At 66.3% G+C, this 17,783-nt stretch carries 16 protein-coding genes and 1 pseudogene; 9 read left to right on the top strand and 8 right to left on the bottom strand.

Features of this window, described 5'->3' with window-relative positions; translation table 11 throughout:
- Window positions 1-213: 213 nt before the first annotated feature.
- The 4 genes from V0Z78_RS06505 to V0Z78_RS06515 form a co-directional block, all read right to left on the bottom strand.
- The gene (locus V0Z78_RS06505; protein ID WP_336343819.1) at window positions 214-1,710 is read right to left on the bottom strand and encodes a TrkH family potassium uptake protein; all 1,497 of its coding nucleotides are present in this window, start codon (window positions 1,708-1,710) and stop codon (window positions 214-216) included.
- A gap of 117 nt (window positions 1,711-1,827) precedes the next feature.
- Window positions 1,828-2,175 (bottom strand): universal stress protein, encoded by a 348-nt coding sequence (locus V0Z78_RS06510; protein ID WP_336343820.1) that lies wholly within the window; start codon window positions 2,173-2,175, stop codon window positions 1,828-1,830.
- On the bottom strand, window positions 2,084-2,710 hold the full coding sequence (locus tag V0Z78_RS19015; protein ID WP_409338726.1) for a universal stress protein: 627 nt from the start codon (window positions 2,708-2,710) through the stop codon (window positions 2,084-2,086). Before V0Z78_RS19015 ends, V0Z78_RS06510 begins: the two co-directional genes overlap by 92 nt.
- 258 nt (window positions 2,711-2,968) lie before the next feature.
- On the bottom strand, window positions 2,969-3,406 hold the full coding sequence (locus V0Z78_RS06515; RefSeq protein ID WP_336343821.1) for a universal stress protein: 438 nt from the start codon (window positions 3,404-3,406) through the stop codon (window positions 2,969-2,971).
- 222 nt (window positions 3,407-3,628) lie between these two features.
- On the opposite strand from V0Z78_RS06515, the pseudogene V0Z78_RS06520 reads away from it, so the two are divergent.
- Window positions 3,629-5,915: pseudogene (locus V0Z78_RS06520) on the top strand (amino acid permease).
- Between the two features lie 110 nt (window positions 5,916-6,025).
- On the opposite strand, the gene V0Z78_RS06525 reads toward V0Z78_RS06520, so the two are convergent.
- On the bottom strand, window positions 6,026-6,796 hold the full coding sequence (locus V0Z78_RS06525) for an Lrp/AsnC family transcriptional regulator (protein ID WP_336343822.1): 771 nt from the start codon (window positions 6,794-6,796) through the stop codon (window positions 6,026-6,028).
- A 261-nt stretch (window positions 6,797-7,057) separates the two neighbouring features.
- On the opposite strand from V0Z78_RS06525, the gene V0Z78_RS06530 reads away from it, so the two are divergent.
- The 6 genes from V0Z78_RS06530 to V0Z78_RS06555 all read left to right on the top strand — a co-directional run bounded on the left by V0Z78_RS06530 (window position 7,058) and on the right by V0Z78_RS06555 (window position 13,916).
- Window positions 7,058-7,498 (top strand): universal stress protein, encoded by a 441-nt coding sequence (locus tag V0Z78_RS06530; protein ID WP_336343823.1) that lies wholly within the window; start codon window positions 7,058-7,060, stop codon window positions 7,496-7,498.
- A gap of 1 nt (window position 7,499) precedes the next feature.
- Window positions 7,500-9,785: an amino acid permease gene (locus V0Z78_RS06535; protein WP_336343824.1), complete on the top strand. Its 2,286-nt coding sequence runs from the start codon at window positions 7,500-7,502 to the stop codon at window positions 9,783-9,785.
- A 117-nt stretch (window positions 9,786-9,902) separates the two neighbouring features.
- Window positions 9,903-11,705: a formate/nitrite transporter family protein gene (locus V0Z78_RS06540; protein ID WP_336343825.1), complete on the top strand. Its 1,803-nt coding sequence runs from the start codon at window positions 9,903-9,905 to the stop codon at window positions 11,703-11,705.
- Between the two features lie 48 nt (window positions 11,706-11,753).
- On the top strand, window positions 11,754-13,052 hold the full coding sequence (locus V0Z78_RS06545; RefSeq protein ID WP_336343826.1) for a tRNA (N(6)-L-threonylcarbamoyladenosine(37)-C(2))-methylthiotransferase: 1,299 nt from the start codon (window positions 11,754-11,756) through the stop codon (window positions 13,050-13,052).
- Between the two features lie 67 nt (window positions 13,053-13,119).
- Window positions 13,120-13,593, top strand: a complete 474-nt coding sequence (locus tag V0Z78_RS06550; RefSeq protein ID WP_336343827.1) for a universal stress protein — start codon at window positions 13,120-13,122, stop codon at window positions 13,591-13,593.
- A gap of 152 nt (window positions 13,594-13,745) precedes the next feature.
- Complete coding sequence (locus V0Z78_RS06555) at window positions 13,746-13,916, top strand: hypothetical protein (RefSeq protein WP_336343828.1); 171 nt, start codon at window positions 13,746-13,748, stop codon at window positions 13,914-13,916.
- Here the strand turns inward: V0Z78_RS06555 and V0Z78_RS06560 are convergent, their stop codons facing one another.
- Window positions 13,917-14,771 (bottom strand): mechanosensitive ion channel family protein, encoded by an 855-nt coding sequence (locus V0Z78_RS06560; RefSeq protein ID WP_336343829.1) that lies wholly within the window; start codon window positions 14,769-14,771, stop codon window positions 13,917-13,919.
- Between the two features lie 51 nt (window positions 14,772-14,822).
- Window positions 14,823-15,362: an HIT family protein gene (locus tag V0Z78_RS06565; RefSeq protein WP_336343830.1), complete on the bottom strand. Its 540-nt coding sequence runs from the start codon at window positions 15,360-15,362 to the stop codon at window positions 14,823-14,825.
- Window positions 15,363-15,541: 179 nt separating this feature from the next.
- Here V0Z78_RS06565 and V0Z78_RS06570 point away from each other — a divergent pair, with 179 nt between their 5' ends.
- Entirely contained in the window at window positions 15,542-17,074 is a 1,533-nt protein-coding gene (locus V0Z78_RS06570) for a TrkH family potassium uptake protein (protein ID WP_336343831.1), read from the top strand.
- 31 nt (window positions 17,075-17,105) lie between these two features.
- Here the strand turns inward: V0Z78_RS06570 and V0Z78_RS06575 are convergent, their stop codons facing one another.
- Window positions 17,106-17,303 carry a hypothetical protein gene (locus V0Z78_RS06575; protein WP_336343832.1) on the bottom strand — a complete coding sequence of 66 codons (198 nt, stop codon included), beginning with the start codon at window positions 17,301-17,303 and terminating at the stop codon, window positions 17,106-17,108.
- A gap of 234 nt (window positions 17,304-17,537) precedes the next feature.
- On the opposite strand from V0Z78_RS06575, the gene V0Z78_RS06580 reads away from it, so the two are divergent.
- Window positions 17,538-17,738 carry a DUF7835 family putative zinc beta-ribbon protein gene (locus V0Z78_RS06580; RefSeq protein WP_336343833.1) on the top strand — a complete coding sequence of 67 codons (201 nt, stop codon included), beginning with the start codon at window positions 17,538-17,540 and terminating at the stop codon, window positions 17,736-17,738.
- Window positions 17,739-17,783 lie beyond the last annotated feature (45 nt).

The raw sequence follows: 17,783 nt of genomic DNA on the forward strand, positions 1-17,783 counted from the left end.
TCGGTGGTCGTCAGCGGTGTACTAGAAAGGGTGAAGCGTTCGGTTAGAGAGTTTTGGTACGTGCCAAGCAACCGTTCGAGAACCGCTCCGGTCGCTCGGATCACGTTGGAATGACCGACGGCCCGCGGGATCGGATCCGCATCGAGCGGAGAACCGGTCCTCGGGCTACGGTCGACGCAGTCGTCCCGCACCGACGGCTGACGCCGGTCCGTTCTACGACCTCCAGAACCCTCTCGTGAACAGGACGAGCACAGGGACGATCTCGATCCGACCGACCCACATGAGGACGATCATGAGGAGCTTCGTCGTCGTGGGAAAGCCCTCGTAGGTGCCGAACGGGCCGGCGATGCCGAAGCCGGGGCCGATGTTGAAGAAAGTCGCACCGGCCGCCCCCATCGCGTCGAACTCGCTGATCTCGAGGCCGACGCGCGCGCCGTCGACGACGACGAAGACCGTCGCCGCCGCGAACAGCAGCAGGTTTACGAGCGTGAACGCGTAGATGTCGCTGATCGTCTCCTCGTCGACCACCGTGCCGCTCAGACGAACCGGCCGGATCGCCTCGGGGTGTATCGCCGTGAAGAGGTCGCGGCGAAACCCCTTGATGACGACCAGCCAGCGAAGCGTCTTGATCGAACAGGTCGTGCTGCCGGCCATCCCGCCGATGAACATACAGGTCAGCAGGACGTGTTTCGCGCCGGCCTCCCACAGATCGAAGTCGGCGTTGGCGTAGCCCGTGGTCGTCATCATCGAGACGGTGTTGAACACCGCGTAGCGCACGGTCTGCTCCATGGAGCCGCCGTACGAGTCATCCAGAACGAGCAGGATCGCCGTCATCGCACTGAGCGCCGCGAGCAACCCGATGTAGAAGCGGAACTCCTCGCTGTCGATCAGTCTGCGTCGGTCGCCCTGTAGCGCGAAGTAGATGAGCACGAAGTTCGTCGCCCCGAGGATCATGAACAGCGTGATGACCCACTGCACCGCCGGTGAGAACGCCGCGATGCTGTCGGGTTCCGGCGAGAACCCCGACGTCGAGACCGCCGTCAGCGGGTGGGCGATCGCGTTGTACAGCCCCATGTTCGGGGCCATTCCCACGAGATGCAACCCGTAGAGGACGGCGACGAGAAGGAGGGTCAGCCCGACGTAGAGCTCGCCGAGCAATCGGGCGGTCTTGGCGATCCGCGGGGTGAGTTTGTTGACGTCGCGGGTCTGGGTTTCGGTCTCCATCAGCTGGGCGCCCCCGACCCCGAGCTGCGAGAGGATGGCCGTCGCGAGCACGAGGATGCCGAGCCCGCCGAGCCACTGGCTGATCTGGCGCCACATCATGATCGAGCGGTCGTGGATCTCGAACTCCACCAGGACGGTCGCACCCGTCGTCGTGACCCCACTCATCGACTCGAACAGCGCGTTGACGGGGTGGGCGACCGAGCCGGTCCCCGCGAGGACGAACGGTATCGCGCCGACGAGCGGCACGACGAACCACGTCACCGCGACCATGAGAAACGCCTCCCGGGGGCCGAGACGGCCCCCGTTCCCGAGCCGCGCTAACGCCTCGCCGGCGCCGAGTGAGACGAGTATGGGGACGAGAAACGGTAGAACCGGCTCGGCGTAGTAGATCGCGACCAGAATCGGGAAGCTGAGCGGGACGGCGAGCCACCGGAGAACGATTCCGATGAGGCCGAGACTCACCCGCCAATCGACGTTCGTCCTCATGGTCTTCGTCGGTTGAGACGGTCACCAGTTCCGTACACGGTAGTGCTAGCCGAGCATTCTCGCATAAGGAGTTCGTTCCGCCTCGCGGGATTCCTCCACGACCCTTCTAGCGCCGTGTCACGGCCCCGGCCCGAAAACGCGCTCTTTCAGCGTCCGTTCCCGCGATCGTTCGGCGAGAAGAACGGGCAGATCGAGCGATTCGACGATATCGAACGCCAGTGATCCGTGAAGTAACCTGCTCAACAGTCCCCGTTCCGTCGCACCGATGATGACCATCGTGTGCTCCGAAGCAGCGGTCCTGACGGCGTCTTCAATGTCGCCGGACGTCTCGATTCTGGTTTCGGCGGAGTTGAGCCGTTGCTCTGCGGCCCAGCTAGCGAGGAACTGGCGGGCCTGCTCTTTCTCCCCGTCGCCAGTAGTGACGTGCAGTGGCGTTATCTCGGAGCCGTACTCCGCTCTCAGCAACCGTGCGATCTCGGCGCTGAGTGTCGGAGTCCGGACCGCCCGCGGTCGGAACCAGGATCCGTGAAGCGTCGAACTCGCCGTCCTTCAGAACGAGGAAATCACAGGGGAGATCGCGTGTCAGGTCGTCGATCCCTCTTTCCGCTCGTCCCGGCGAGAGATGTGTCTCCTCGCTCCAGCCCATGACGACGAGATCCACGTCGTGTGTTCGGGCCGTGTTGAAAACGGATCTGAACGAGTGACGGGAGAGCACGTTGCGGGTCGTAACCGGGACGCCGTACGTCTCGGCGTCAGCTCGTGCAGCAGCGAGCAACTCTTCGGACTCCGCGTCGATCCTATCGAGATACGCGGCTCCCGCCTCGAGCGGCGTCTGATCCGGGACTCGAACGATGTGGATCGCGAGAACGGAACCCTGCTTCTGATGAGCGATAGCGCTGGCCAACGTTATCAGATCCTTCTCGTGTGCTGGGTTCGCGAGTGGGACCAGTATCGTCGGTGCAGATTGCTGCGTCTCTCCCGTCGACATCGGTATACGCATGTTTTGGACGTTGTCGATCAATAATGCGTTGGTGAGTCGAGAGGTTCCAGACCCTCTCTCCGTTCTTCGGCTATCTGCTTCTCAGCAGCACCCTACGAGCGGGTGGTTCCCCTGGGGATTTCAGCAGAAGAACGCGTGTCTAGTGGGTGCAATCGGTTCGATTCGTGATCCGGTGTCCTCTATCCCGTGGGGGAGCCCTTCGAGGGGTCGAGACGGGACCGTCTCGTTCGTGAGCCTCGTCGAGGTCCCGTTCGACCCTCAGTCGTTCGACCTTGACGGGAAGACGACGACGGGTCGGTTGGCGCGCTTCATGATCGAGTAGCCGGGCGAGCCCGAGAGGATATCGACCAGTCGGTTCGACTCGCGGGGAGTGAAGGCGATCGCGGTGACGTCCTCCTCCTCGGCGGCCTCGAAGATCGTCTCGGCGACGTCCGTCCCGTAGAGGATCCGCGTCTCGAGCGGGATCCCCTTCGCCTCGCACTCCTCGGCGACGATCTCGAAGACCTCCTCTGCGCGCTCCTCCTGCTGGGTCGGCGAGGTCGGATCGAGCGAGCCGCCGCCCTTCTCGACGACGTTGACGCAGATCACCGATCCGTTCGCGCCGGCGATCCGTGGGAGCGCCAGTTCGCAGGTCGTCCGGGCGTCCTTGGGGCCCACGATCGGCAGCAGGACCCGCTCGAGAATGTTCTCGGACATGTGATCAAGCGTACGCCGTCGGCGGTTGTTAACCCCGGGGTCGGAGTTGTAATGGACGGAGCGATCCGCACTTTCCAAGCGGGAGTTCGTTTCGGGTCCGCGACGCTTCGGATCAGTTAAGGAACCTGGGACGGAACCAGGTGGCATGACGGTTCTCGATGCCGACGAATCCTGTCTCGGGTATGGGGAACGGGTCGAATCTTCGGCAGCTCGACGGTAACCATGTCGGGCGACGAGGAACTCGCGAAGGACCTCGGGTTGCTCTCGGCGCTAACTATCGGCATCGGGACGATGATCGGCGCGGGGATCTTCGTTCTGCCAGGCGCGGCGGTCGAGATGGCCGGTCCGCTCGCGGCGGCGTCGTTCGTCCTCGGCGGGGTGATCGCGCTGTTCACCGCGCTGTCGGCGAGCGAACTCGGCACCGCGATGCCCAAATCCGGCGGTGCCTACTACTACATCAACCGCGCGCTCGGACCGTTGTTCGGCTCGATCGCCGGCTGGGGCAACTGGATCGGCCTCACCTTCGCCTCGGCGTTCTACATGTTCGGCTTCGGCCAGTACATCGCCGAGTTCGTCTCGGTGCCCGGCATCGCCCTGGGTCCGCTGGCGTTCACTGGCCCGGAGATCATCGCGCTGTGTGGCGCCGTGTTCTTCACCGTCGTCAACTACGTCGGCGCGAAGGAGACCGGTCGACTCCAGAACGTCATCGTCATCACGCTCGTGGGGATCCTAACGGTGTTCACGCTGTTCGGCGTGATGAACGCCGACCTCGAGACGCTTCGCCCGATCGCGCCCGACGGGTTCTCGGCGCTGTTGCCCGTCACGGGGCTGGTGTTCGTCTCGTATCTCGGCTTCGTCCAGATCACGTCGGTCGCAGAGGAGATCAAGAACCCCGGCCGGAACCTCCCGATCGCGATCGTCGGGAGCGTCGTCATCGTGACGACGATCTACGCGCTCGTCCTGCTCGCCGTCCTCGCCGCCGTACCGAACGAGGTCGTCGCCGGCAACGACACCGCGGTCGTTCAGGTGGCCGAACTGCTCATCGGCCCCATCGGGGCAATCGCGCTGCTGATCGGCGGCCTGCTCGCGACGGCCTCCTCGGCGAACGCCTCGATCCTCTCCTCGTCGCGGATCAACTTCGCGATGGGTCGCGATAAGCTGATCAGCCCGGCGCTGAACGAGATCCACGAGCAGTTCGGGACGCCGTACCGCTCGATCGCCGTGACCGGCGCGCTGATCGTGGTGTTCATCGTCTTCGGCGACCTCGAACTGCTCGCGACCGCGAGCAGCGTGCTCCACCTCGTCGTCTACGGGCTGTTGAACGTCGCGCTGATCGTCATGCGCGAGGCCGAACCCAGCGGCTATAACCCCGATTTCACCGTTCCGCTGTATCCGATCACGCCGATCCTCGGCGCGATCCTGTCGTTCGCGCTGAATCGGCTTCATCGAGCCGTTCGTGATCGCGCTCTCGGGGCTGTTCGTCGTCCTCGCGGCGCTCTGGTACCTGCTCTACGCGCGGTCGAAGACCGATCGCGAGGGCGTGCTGAGCGAGTACGTCCTCTCGCGATCGGATGAGATGCCCGACGCCGCGGTGAACGCGGCCGAATCGGTCCAACCCGAGAGCTCCGACTATCGGGTGATGGTCTCGCTCGCGAACCCCCGCACCGAACAGCACCTCATCACGCTGGCGAGCACGATCGCCAAACAGCACGGCGGTACCGTGCACGCGACGCACATCGTCCAGGTGCCCGATCAGACGCCGCTGCGCGCCGCCTCCGAACACGTCGACCGGCTCGACAGCGAGTCCGAGACGCTGCTCGAACGCGCCGAGCGCGACGCCGAGACGTTCGGCGTCCCCGTCGAGACCCACACCATCGCCTCGCATCGTTCGTTCGAGGAGGTGTTCGACGCCGCCCGGACCCTCGAGGCGGACGTCGCGATCGTGGGTTGGGGCGGCGGCGACGACTGGGTGACCGGCCGCGTCGAGAGCACGTTCGACGAACTCGCCCACGACCTGCCGTGTGACTTCCTCGTGCTCAAGGACCGCGGACTCGACGCCGACCGGGTGCTCGTTCCCACCGCGGGCGGCCCCGACTCCGATCTCAGCGCTGAGGTCGCCCGGAACCTGCGCGACGGGGAGGGAGCGGAGGTCTCGCTGCTGTACGTCGTCGATAGCGAGGACGAACGCGAGGAAGGCGAGGCGTTCCTCGCCGAGTGGGCCGCGAGCCACGACCTCGAGGACGCTGAGGTACTGATCGACGAGTCGGGCGACGTCGAGGGGGCGATCGAGCGGGGCGCCGAGGATCACACGCTGGTGATCATCGGGGCGACCGAGCGGGGCCTGTTCTCGCGGCTGGTGCGCGGATCGCTCGCCTACGACGTGGTCGACGAGGTCGAGTGTTCCGTGCTGCTCGCCGAGCGGCCCTCCGAGCGCTCGATCCGCGAGCGGCTGTTCGGTAGTGGACGCCGAGACGAGGATCCGGACGAGTTCCAGGAAGCCGTCGACTGAGACGCGACGAGCGGGACCGTCGCGGTCGGGCCGCGGTCACCCCCGTAGCGCCGCTTCGTTCGATCGGTGCTGGTACGAACGCCGAAACCCCTCGTTTCGAAGCCATCCGTCTACTCGGACGAGCCGATGAACGCGTTCACGGTTCGGTCGTCGGCACCGCCCCGGGAGAACACCGTCACGACGTCGTCCGGTCGAACGTGCGTATCACCGTGAGGCGTAAGGACGTCTCCCTCCCGTTCGATGGCGATGATCAACGGGTCGTCGCTGATGACGCCCCGCTCGACCGCCTCCGAGATCGTCACGTCCGCGATCGGAGCGTCGGTCCGCACCGTCAGTTCCATGACCTCCGAATCGCCCGAGAGGCTGACGAAGTCGGTCGGCGGTTTCCGGCGTTCGTCCTCGTCGGGACCGAAGGGAGCGTACGGCTGGACCGCCTCGTGTTCGACGAGCATCTCGTCCTCGATCTCGACGCCGATCTCGGAGAGGGCGGTGCCGATCCGTCGGAGATCGGTGGTGTCCTCCCCGACGGCGAGGACGTGGAAGTTCCGTCGGCCGCCCATCAGCAGCCGGATGTTGACGACGCCCGGAATCGCGTACGCGGCGCGAGCGACCGATTCTCGCTCGGCGAACGGAACGCTACACATGAACAGGGCAGTGAGCCGTCCGCTGGTTCGTTCGAAATCGACGTGTGCGTGATACCCCGTCAGGATCTCCTCCTCCTCGAGCCGTTCGATCCGATTGCGGATCGTCCCCGGCGAGACGCTTACGGCTTCGGCGATCTTCGGCGCGGAACTGGCGCGGGCGTCGGCCATGAGTTCGTAGATGATCCGTCGGTCGATCTCGTCGAGCCGGTACCCCGACTCCGCGTCTTGCCTGCGCACGGCTGGTCTTCCCTCCGTACGACCCGCTCGCTTAAAAACCACGCCCCTCCGGATCGGCGTCGCACGTCCGAGATGATTCACTTTCCAAGGGATTTCAACCGAGTATTCTCTCTTAATGCTGAATGACACCGGGCCCTTTATCTCTATCGGGGCGATGGGACCGAACATGAACCCGTCCGACATCCTCCGTCGAGCCGTCCGTTCACGCGAACGGAACCGAACTCGGGGACAGACGCCGCTCGAACCGCCGCGGGTGCCCCTATGACGCGAACGTTCACCGAGACGGTCGTCATCCCGCTGGCGAGCCCGAAGGACGCGAAGCGGACGGCCGCGGCCGTCGTCCCGTATCTCGATCCGCCGCCGGATCACGTGCTCGCCGTCACCGTCGTCGAGAAGACGCCGGGTGGTATAGACAAGGCGCCGCTCGAACAGATGACCGAACGCGCCGAGGAGACACTCGAGATCGTCGCCGAACGGTTCGATGAGGCCGGCGTCCCGATCGAGACGCGCGTCCTCTACGGGGGGAACGTGATCGAGGCGATCCTCGACGCCGCCCGGGAGGCGGACGCGAGCTCGATCGTGATGACGCCCCGGAACGCGAGCCGGTGGGTGAAGCTTCTCAGCGGCGACACGGCGCTCTCACTGATGATGAACACGGATCGACCGCTGATCGTCGTGCCCGATCCCGAGGAGGCCGACTGAGATGGCGGACGACCAGGAGCTCGCGAAGGACCTCGGCTTGCTCTCGGCGCTGACCATCGGCATCGGGACGATGATCGGCGCGGGCATCTTCGTCCTACCGGGCGTCGCCGCCCAGGAGGCCGGCCCGATCGTCGTCGTCTCGTTCGTCGTCGGCGGACTGGTCGCGCTGGTCAACGCCTTCTCGGTCGCCGAACTCGGCACCGCGATGCCCAAAGCCGGCGGCGCCTACTACTGGATCAACCGCGCGCTCGGCCCCGCGTTCGGGAGCATCGCCGGCATGGGCGACTGGATGGGCCTCGCGTTCGCCTCGGCGTTCTACTGCATCGGCTTCGGCGGCTACCTCACAACGTTCGTCCCGCTGCCGAGCGTGCTCTTCCTGAGCGACGTCCAGCTCGGCGCGCTGCTCGCGGGGGCGACGTTCGTCGCCGTCAACTACATCGGCGCGAAGGAGACCGGCGGCGTCCAGAGCGTCATCGTCCTGATCCTGCTGGGGATCCTCGGCGTCTTCTCGATCGGCGGCTTTCTCACCTTCGACTACGCCACGCTCGTCGGCGACGGCGGGCTGGCGCCGTTCGGCACGGACGCGATCCTCCCCGCGACCGCGCTGGTGTTCGTCTCCTTCCTGGGGTACGCGAAGATCGCAACCGTCGCCGAGGAGATGAAGAACCCCGGGCGAAACCTCCCGATCGCGGTCATCGGCAGCGTCTCGCTCGTCACAGTGATCTACGCGGTACTCGTGACGGTGATGGTCGGCGTGGTGCCGTGGCCCGACCTCAGCCTCGAGACGCCGGTCGCCCAGGCCTCTGAGGTCGCGTTCGCCGACGTCGGCCTTCCGACGATCGCCATCGCTGGGATCGCCTCGATGATGACCCTCGGCGCATTGCTCGCGACGGCCTCCTCGGCGAACGCCTCGATCCTCGCGTCGGCCCGGATCAACTTCGCGATGGGGCGAGACAAGCTGATCAGCGACGCGCTCAACGAGATCCACACGAAGTTCGCGACGCCCTACCGATCGATCCTCGTCACCGGTGCGATCATCATCGTCCTCATCATCGGGCTCGGAAACGACCTCGAGATCCTCGCGAAGGCCGCGAGCGTGCTCCACCTCATCGTCTACGCGCTGATGAACGTCGCGCTGATCGTCTTTCGGCGCTCGGACCTCCCCGAGTACGACCCCGACTTCACCGTCCCGCTGTACCCGATCACGCCGATCGCCGGGGCGGTGCTCTCGACCGCGCTGATCGGCTTCATGGCCCCCGTCGAGATCGCGCTCTCGGCGCTGTTCGTCGTGGTCGCGATCGCGTGGTACTTCATCTACGCCCGCGGAGAGACCGAACACCAGGGGCTGCTCGGTCAGTACATCCTCTCGCGATCGGACGAGATGCCCGACGCCGCGGTGAGCGTGGCCGAGACGGTCCGGCCCGAGTCGGCCGACTACCGGGTGATGGTACCGCTCTCGAACCCCAGAACCGAGACCAACCTCATCTCGCTGGCGAGCACGCTCGCGAAGGCCAACGACGGCGTCGTTCACGCCGTTCACATCGTCCAGGTGCCCGATCAGACGCCGCTCCAGCAGGGTTCGGAGCACGTCGAACGGATCGACGCCGAGTCCGGGACGCTGCTCGAGGCCGCCCGAGAGGACGCCGAGACGTTCGGCGCGCCCGTCGAGACGACGACGGTCGTCTCCCACGAGTCGTTCGAGGAGGTCTTCAACTCCGCCCGGCGGACCGAGGCCGACGCCGTGGTGATGGGCTGGAGTGAGAACCGACCGTGGGCGGCCGGCCGCGCCGAGGGCGCGCTCGACGAGCTCACTCACGACCTGCCGTGTGACTTCCTCGTGCTGAAGGACCGCGGGCTGGACGTCGGTCGCGTACTCGTGCCGACCGCGGGCGGCCCCGACTCGGATCTCAGCGCCGAGGTCGCGCGCACGCTTCGCGATCAGGTGGGGTCGGAGGTCTCGCTGCTGTACGTCGTCGATGGCGAGGACGAGCGTGCGGAGGGCGAACGGTTCCTCGCCGACTGGGCCACGAGCCACGACCTCGAGGACGCGGAGGCGCTGATCGACGAGTCGGGCGACGTCGAGGGAGCGATCGAGCGGGCGGCCGCCGACCGAGACCTCGTGATCATCGGGGCGACCGAGCGCGGTCTGCTCTCGCGGCTGCTCGGCTCCTCGCTCGTGTTCGACGTGGTCGACGAGGTCGAGTGCTCGGTGCTGCTCGCGGAACGGCCCTCGACGCGCTCGTTGCGCGACCGGCTCTTCGGCTCCGGATCGGACGCCGAGGACTGACGCTTCCGCCGCCTCCGTCGTCCGAACGACGGCCTATTCCGGAGGGATCATAACGGTCGATGACCGTCTCGGAGCGAAAAGCCAACTGCTTAGTCCCTCTGTGAGTTGCATCGACCAATGGCTGACTCCGATCGTCCCGATCCAGCGGACGAGGTCCGGGACGCGGTCGAACGGTCGAGAAGCGGTGCTCCGGCGGCCGGAGCCGTCGTCCGCGATCGATTCTCCGCGGACGAGGTGTTCCAGCGGGTCGTCGCCGCCGCCGACGAGGAGATCACCTCGGGCAACCGCGAGCTGTTCTTCAGCGCGCTCGCCGCGGGGTTCGCGATCACGATAACGTTCCTGTTGTACTCCACGATGACGGCCGCGACGAACGAACACCCGGTACTGAGCGCCCTGCTGTACCCGCTCGGGTTCATCTACATCATCATCGGCGGCTACCAGCTCTACACCGAGAACACGCTCCCGCCGGTCGCGCTCACCCTCGAACGGCTGACCAGCATCCCGGAGCTGTTTCGCCACTGGCTGATCGTGCTCACCGGCAACTTCACTGGCGGCGCGATCGGCGCGGCCGTCCTGACGTGGGGCGGCGTGTTCGGTCCGGAGGCCACCACTGCGGCGGTCCATCACGCGGAGCACGGCCTCGAGACGAGCTTCGGGTCGCTCTTCTTCAAGGCCGCCTTCGCCGGCCTGATCGTCGCCGGCGTGGTCTGGATCGTCTACGCCTCGCGCGATACGATCTCCCGGCTCGTGGTCGTCTACATGGCCTTCCTCGCGATCCCACTGGGGGACCTGTTCCACGTCGTCGTCTCCTTCACCGAGATGGTCTTCATGGTCTTTCGCGGCGAACTCGCGCTCGTCGTCGGCCTCACCGAGTTCGTTCTACCGGTGTTGCTCGGGAACACCATCGGCGGAATCGCGCTGGTGACGGTCGTCAACTACTTCCAGACGACCGACCGGCGCATCGAAGCCGTCCGGTTCGAGGGGACGGACCGCCAACTCACCCTCCGAGAGTGGGCGTTCGGCGGCCTCGTAGGTCGATCGTACATCCCGCCGGTCGACACCACGGAGGGGGTCGTCGACGACGACTCCTACCGGATCGTGGTGCCGATCGCGAACCCCCGGACCGAGACGGCGATCGTCGAACTCGCCTGTGCGCTCGCGAGTCACAAGGAGAACGCGACCGTCCACACCGTCCACATCATCCAGACGCCCGAGCACGGATCACAGGAGTACGGCGGTACCCAGCGACGGCGGGTCGTCAATCGTTCCGAGAACCTGATGGAGAACGTCCACGAGACCGTCGAGAGTCACGACGTCGCGTGCGAGACCTCGACGGTCGTCTCCAAGCGGTCGTTCGAGGAGATCTTCACCATCGCCAGACGCGAGAACGCCGACCTCGTCCTGATGGAGGGCGAGGACAACCAGCTCTGGAACGCCGCCCGCGCCGAGCGCCCGATGAGCGAACTGACCCGCGGTCTCCCCTGTGACTTCCTCGTGCTCAAGGACCGCGGCCGGGACGCCTCGCGGATCCTCCTGCCGACCGCGGGCGGCCCCGACTCGGACCTGAGCGCCGAGGTCGCGTCCACGCTCCAGCGGACCGTCGGTTCGGAGGTCACGCTGCTGCACGTGGTCGACGACGAGGAGGGGCGCGAGGAGGGCGAGCAGTTCCTCACCGACTGGGCCGTCGAGCACGACCTCCAGGACGCCGAGTTGGTCGTCGAGACCGGGAACGTCGAGCGGGCGATCGGGCGCGCCGCGGAGGATCACACGATGATCCTCATCGGGGCGACCGAGCGCGGCCTGATCTCGCGACTCGTGACCGGCTCGCTGCACCTCGACGTGCTCTACGAGGTCGACTGTTCGGTGCTGCTCGCGGAACGTCCCGGCGTTCGGAGCTTCCTCAAGCGGCTGTTCGGGTAGCGCCGAACGATCCGTCGCGCTTTTCTCCCAGGAACCGCTCCCTCGAGTATGGCCCGGTACCACATCGAGACCTACGGCTGCACCTCGAACCGCGGCGAGAGCCGCGCGATCGAGAGCGCGCTGCGCGATGCGGGCCACTACCGGGCGGAGGGCCCCGACGAGGCGGACGTCGCCATCCTGAACACCTGTACCGTCGTCGAGAAGACCGAGACGAACATGCTCCGGCGGGCTCGCGAGCTCGAGGAGGAGACCGCCGACCTGATCGTCACGGGCTGTATGGCGCTGGCCCAGGGCGAGGAGTTCGCCGACGTCGACGCCCGCGTTCTGCACTGGGACGACGTCCCCCAGGCGGCTCTCAACGGCGAGTGTCCCACGCCCGGACCCGGGACCGAACCCGTCCTCGACGGCGTCGTCGGGATCCTGCCGATCGCACGCGGCTGCATGTCGAACTGCTCGTACTGCATCACCAAGCACGCGACCGGTCGGGTGGACTCCCCGCCGGTCGAGGAGAACGTCGAGAAGGCCCGCGCGTTGGTCCACGCCGGCGCGAAGGAGCTCCGGATCACCGGCCAGGACACCGGCGTCTACGGCTGGGACACGGACGAGCGGAAGCTCCCCGAACTCCTCGAGCGGATCTGTGCGATCGAGGGCGACTTCCGCGTCCGGCTCGGCATGGCCAACCCCGGCGGGATCCACGGCATTCACGACGAACTCGCCCGCGTGTTCGTCGAGAACGAGAAGCTCTACGACTTCATCCACGCGCCGGTCCAGTCGGGAAGCGATAGCGTCCTCGAGGAGATGCGCCGCCAGCATCGAGTGGGAAAGTTCCGCGAGGTCGTCGACGCCTTCGACGAGGCCCTGGAGTACTGGACGCTCAGCACCGACTTCATCGTCGGCTTCCCCACCGAGACCGAGGCCGACCACGAGCGAAGCATGGACCTCCTCCGTGAGGTCCGCCCCGAGAAGGTCAACGTCACCCGCTTCTCGAAGCGCCCGAAGACCGACGCGGCGGCGATGAAGGGACTGGGCGGGCAGACCAAGAAGGACCGCTCGAAGGCGATGAGCGAACTGAAGAGGGAGATCGTCGGCGAGGCCTACGAGGCGATGGTCGGCGACGAACGCGAGGTACTCTGCGTCGAACCGGGCACCGGCGACTCGGTGAAGTGTCGCGACTCAGCGTACCGCCAGGTGATCGTGCAGAACGCCTCCGAACACGGGATCGAGCCCGGCGACTTCCTCGACGTCGAGATCACGGGCCACCAGACGATGTACGCGTTCGGGACGCCGATCGACGATCGCGGCTCCGGTGAGACTCACGGCGTTCGATCGGACCCGCCCGCCGAATAGTGTGAGCGTTCATCGTTCGCTCCGCGTTCTCCGGATCCCTTTAGCGGTCTCCGCGCGTTCTCCGTCCATGTACGACGAGATCCTCGTCCCCACGGACGGTAGCGCCGGCATAAAACGCGTCGCTGACCACGCGGTTGCCATCGCAGGGCTATGCGAGGCCACGGTCCACGTACTGTACGTCGTCGACGAAACGGCCTACGCGACGATCCCCGACGACACGCGCGAGCGGGTTCGAGAGGCGTTCGAGGGAGACGGGCATAGCGCCACGAAAACGATCGCCGAGCGGGCCTACGAGCGGGATATCGCGGTGAGGCGTGAACTCCGGTGGGGGGATCCCGCGGTCGCGATCATCGCCTACTCGATCGAGAACGAGATCGATCTGATCGTGATGGGGACGCGCGGTAAAACCGGATTCGAGCGCTACCTACTGGGAAGCGTCGCCGAAAAGGTCGTGCGCGTCTCGCCGATCCCCGTTCTGACGATTCATACCGGCGACCGCGAAGCGTTGCTCGCGGAACTCGACGAACTGATCGGCGGATAGACGATCCTCCGGCGGTTCTCGAGTAGTGCGCGTGAGCCGTTCGGATCGAGTTCGAGAGGAGATCCCGGTCCAGGGGTTCGACGCGGTTACGATCGAGTGCCAAGGGCGGACGCGACCGCGACCGACTTGTCCACGGAGCGCCGACGTCACGCATGGTCGACTGTCCACACTGTGACGAGTCGCTCGAGCTCGTCGTCGAGACCGCTACCGTACCGATCCACCGCGAGGAGCGGACCGACGACATCGAACCGGACGTGTTTCGCTGTGCGGCGTGCGAGGCGGTGCTGTTCGCGACGGTCTCGCGCGAGCTCGAGCGACTGTAACTACTCGGACGAGCCGCCCCGTTCGTCGATCGACAACTCTCCCGAGAGCTCGCGCCGCGGAGCGCCCCCGACCTCGACGCCGGCCTCCCGGAGCCGGTCGGTCGCCTCGCGCAGGTACTCCGATCGGATGCGCACGAAGTCGGTTCGCCGGGGACTGGCGATCCAGTAGCGCGCGTCGAGTACGAGCGCCCCGTCGCGCCGGTCGAGGCGGACGGTCGGCTCCGGAGCGTCGAGCACCTCGGGGTGATCGCGCGCGGCCGCGAGCAGCGCGTCCGTCGCGGCGTCGATCTCGTGGGGATCGACCTCGAACGAGGAGACGATCCGCAGCCGGTTCGAGACGACGTGGTTGGTCACGGCGGCCGTCACCAGCTCCGAGTTCGGGACCGTGATGAGCTCGTCGTTGAACGTCCGAACCCGGGTCGAGCGGAACGTGATCGCGACGATGATTCCCTGTTTTCCGTCCCACTCGATCCAGTCGCCGATGTTGAACGAGGGATCGGTGACGATGAAGACGCCGCTGACGAGGTTGCCGACGACGTCCTGGGCCGCGAAGCCGAGCGCGACGGTCGCCGCGGCGACGATCACCGCCGACCCGCCGACGACGTGACCGAACCCGGCCGCGCCCGCGGCCGCCACGACCGCACCGACGACCACCGCGGCACGGAGCACCCGCCTGAGCGCCTGATCGAGCGTCGGCTCCAACCCCCGCGCGTCGAGCGCGTAGCGGATCGCCGGTTCGAGCAGGAACCGGCCGACTGCGTACAGGAGGGCGAACGCGACGACGAACTCGAGGAGCCCCTCGATCAGCGCGGCGTACCGGACGATCCGTCGCTCGACGGCCGCCGAGACCGTCATCTCCCACCTCCTGGGCTCGACGATGCGTCCTCGTCGTCGGGCACGGGGACGCTACGCCTCCTCGACGACGACGGCCCGCTCCGGTCCACGGTCCTCGACGCCGTCCTGGTCGGCGAACGCCTCGTGGAGCCGGTCGTAGCTCTCGTCGAGCGCCTGGACGATCACCTGGGTGTCGCCGATCACCGGCATGAAGTTGGTGTCGCCCTCCCAGCGGGGGACGACGTGGGTGTGGAGGTGGTCGTCGATCGACCCGCCCGCGCCGTCGCCGAGGTTGAGCCCCGCGTTGAACCCGTCGGGCGAGAACGCCGCCTCGAGCGCGTCGAACGTCCGCCGTTTCAGCCGGGCGTGATCCAACAGTTCCTCGTCCGCGAGGTCGCCGTACTCGCCGGTGTGCCGATGGGGGATCACCATCACGTGGCCCGGGCTGTAGGGGTAGTTGTTCAGCAGGACGAACGCGCGTTCGCTCCGCGCCACGAGTCGGTTCTCCCGGTCGGCGTCGTCCGCGACGAACGAACAGAACACGCATTCCTCCGAGGGCTCGGACTCCCGCTCGACCCACTCGATCCGCCAGGGCGCGAACACCTGATCCATCGTCCGTTGGTAATCCCTCCGTCCACCTTTAAGCTCGCGCATCCCCGGTCCGGTTCTCCTCCGTCCCGTTCCCGTCACCGTCGAACGAACGCCGGACGGATCGATCCGTCGACCTTCGGTGATTTCTTGGTCCGCGGCTCTCTGAAAACGACCATGCAGACCGTTTGGAGTCGATACCCGTGAGATGGCGAGTCGACTGGCGGGCTAGCTTCAGTCTGGTCGGAACGGTCGTGAAATACCTCGCTCTGACGATGCTGGTCCCGCTGTCCGTCGCCGTCCTCTACCGGGAGGACGTCTGGGCGTTCGTCGTCTCGATCGCGATCACGGCCGTGATCGGACTGGCGCTCGAGCGGCTGGACCCGGATCCGGACCTCGGGCCGGAGGAGGCGCTGTTGCTGGTCTCGATGGCGTGGTTCGCGGCCGCTCTCATCGGTACGATTCCGTACCTGCTCGCCGGCTACGGCACCGATTCGACGCTCGCCCACCCGGTGAACGCGCTGTTCGAGTCGACGAGCGGGTTCACGACGACCGGCGCGACCGTGATGGGCGAGATCAGCGTCGAGCAGCACTCCCACGCGCTGCTGATGTGGCGCCAGCTCACCCAGTGGCTCGGCGGTATGGGGATCATCGTGCTGATGATCGCCATCCTTCCCGAACTCGCGGTCAACGGCGCGCAGCTGATGCAGTCGGAGGCGCCCGGTCCCACGCTTCAGAAGCTGACGCCGAAGATCGCGAACACGGCGCGGGCGCTCTGGATGGTCTACTTCGGGTTCACCGTCCTGCTGATCTGTCTCCTCTACGGCCTCCACCTGGTCGGAATGGCGCCGAACATGAACCTCTACAACGCCATCGCCCACGGATTCTCGACCCTGCCGACGGGCGGGTTCTCGCCACAGGCCGACAGCATCGCCGCGTTCTCGGCCGCCGTCCAGTGGATCATCATTCCCTTCATGGTGATCGCCGGGGTGAACTTCGCGCTGTTCTGGCGCGTGCTCAGAGGGGAGGTCAGAGCGCTCCTCGAGGACGTCGAGTTCCGGGCGTACGCGGGCGCGATCGCGGTGTTCGTCGCCGTGCTCGCCGTGTTGCTCTACCAGGGAGCGGCTCCCGTCCTCGAGATCGGCGGGTCGACCGAGGGCGCAAGCGAGAACGCGCTACGCCAGGCCGCCTTCCAGATCGGGTCGCTGCTGAACTCGACCGGGTTCGCGACGAGCGACTTCGCCGAGTGGGACACCCACGGCCAGATGGTCGTCCTGTTCGCGATGTTCGTCGGGGGATCCGCCGGCTCGACCGGCGGCGGGGTGAAGGTCATCCGGTGGATCGTGATCCTCAAGACGCTCCGACGCGAGCTGTTCGTCTCCGTTCACCCGAGTGCGGTCCGCCCGGTGAGGGTGGCCGATCGCGTCGTCGACGAGGACGTGATACGGGGAATCTTCGCCTTTACGTTCCTGTATCTGCTCCTGTTCGCCCTCGCGTCCGTGTTCATCGCGCTCGACGCAGCCCGCGTCGGGGTCGAACTGAGCGCGCTCGAGGCCGTCAGCGCCTCGCTGGCCACCATCGGAAACATCGGCCCGGGGTTCGGGAGGCTCGGCCCGTTCGGGAGCTATCTGTTCTTCTCGGACGCCTCGAAGCTCCTCATGATCTTCCTGATGTGGGTCGGACGCCTGGAGATCGTCCCCGTGCTCGCGCTGGTCGTCAGTTCGATCGAGGAGTGACTGAGACGCGCGGGCGGGCGCCGGAAACCGCTCAACCGGCGCGTGAGAGGATGCGTAGAAACGCCCACGTCGTCCAGAGGACGACGACGATCGCGATGACGACGAGCTCCTGTCGGATGATCGACGATCCCGTCACCTGCAGTACGAGGTACTCGAGGAGGACGTACGAGAACAGAACGGCGAGGACGTCCCAGATCGACCGCGGATCTCTGAGGCTGGGTGGTCTCATAGGCGTCGTTCGCGCTTCTCCACCAACCCAGTTGGTCGTTGTGGGGTCCGCACTCGATCGGTTCGGGAGGGCGCGATACCGTCGACCGGCGTCGGTTCGATGACGGTGGCCGAGCCGACTCGTCCGTTCCATTCACGGCTCTGCCGTTCCCGCGACGTGTGATCCGACGTACACATATTATAAACTATGTAAAATAGACAAATATTTATCCAATTAGACACAAGGCCAGAACTGATGGCCGCCAAAGAGCCCTCCTCCCAGACGATGAACGAGCCCTGTCCGACCTGCGACAGGAACACCGATCACGTCGTCTCACTCGAGATCAGAACCGAAGGAACGAACCCCGAGACCGCCCGCTACTCCCGAGAACCCTACCGCATCACGCGCTGTCTCGGCTGTGGCGAACGCCGGAGCCAGCGAATGAACAACGCGTAGTCCGCGCCGCGCCCGAACTGAGAACCCTCGCCGCCGGACGCACGG

The sequence above is a fragment of the Halalkalicoccus sp. CG83 genome, from assembly GCF_037081715.1.
Lineage (GTDB): Archaea > Halobacteriota > Halobacteria > Halobacteriales > Halalkalicoccaceae > Halalkalicoccus > Halalkalicoccus ordinarius.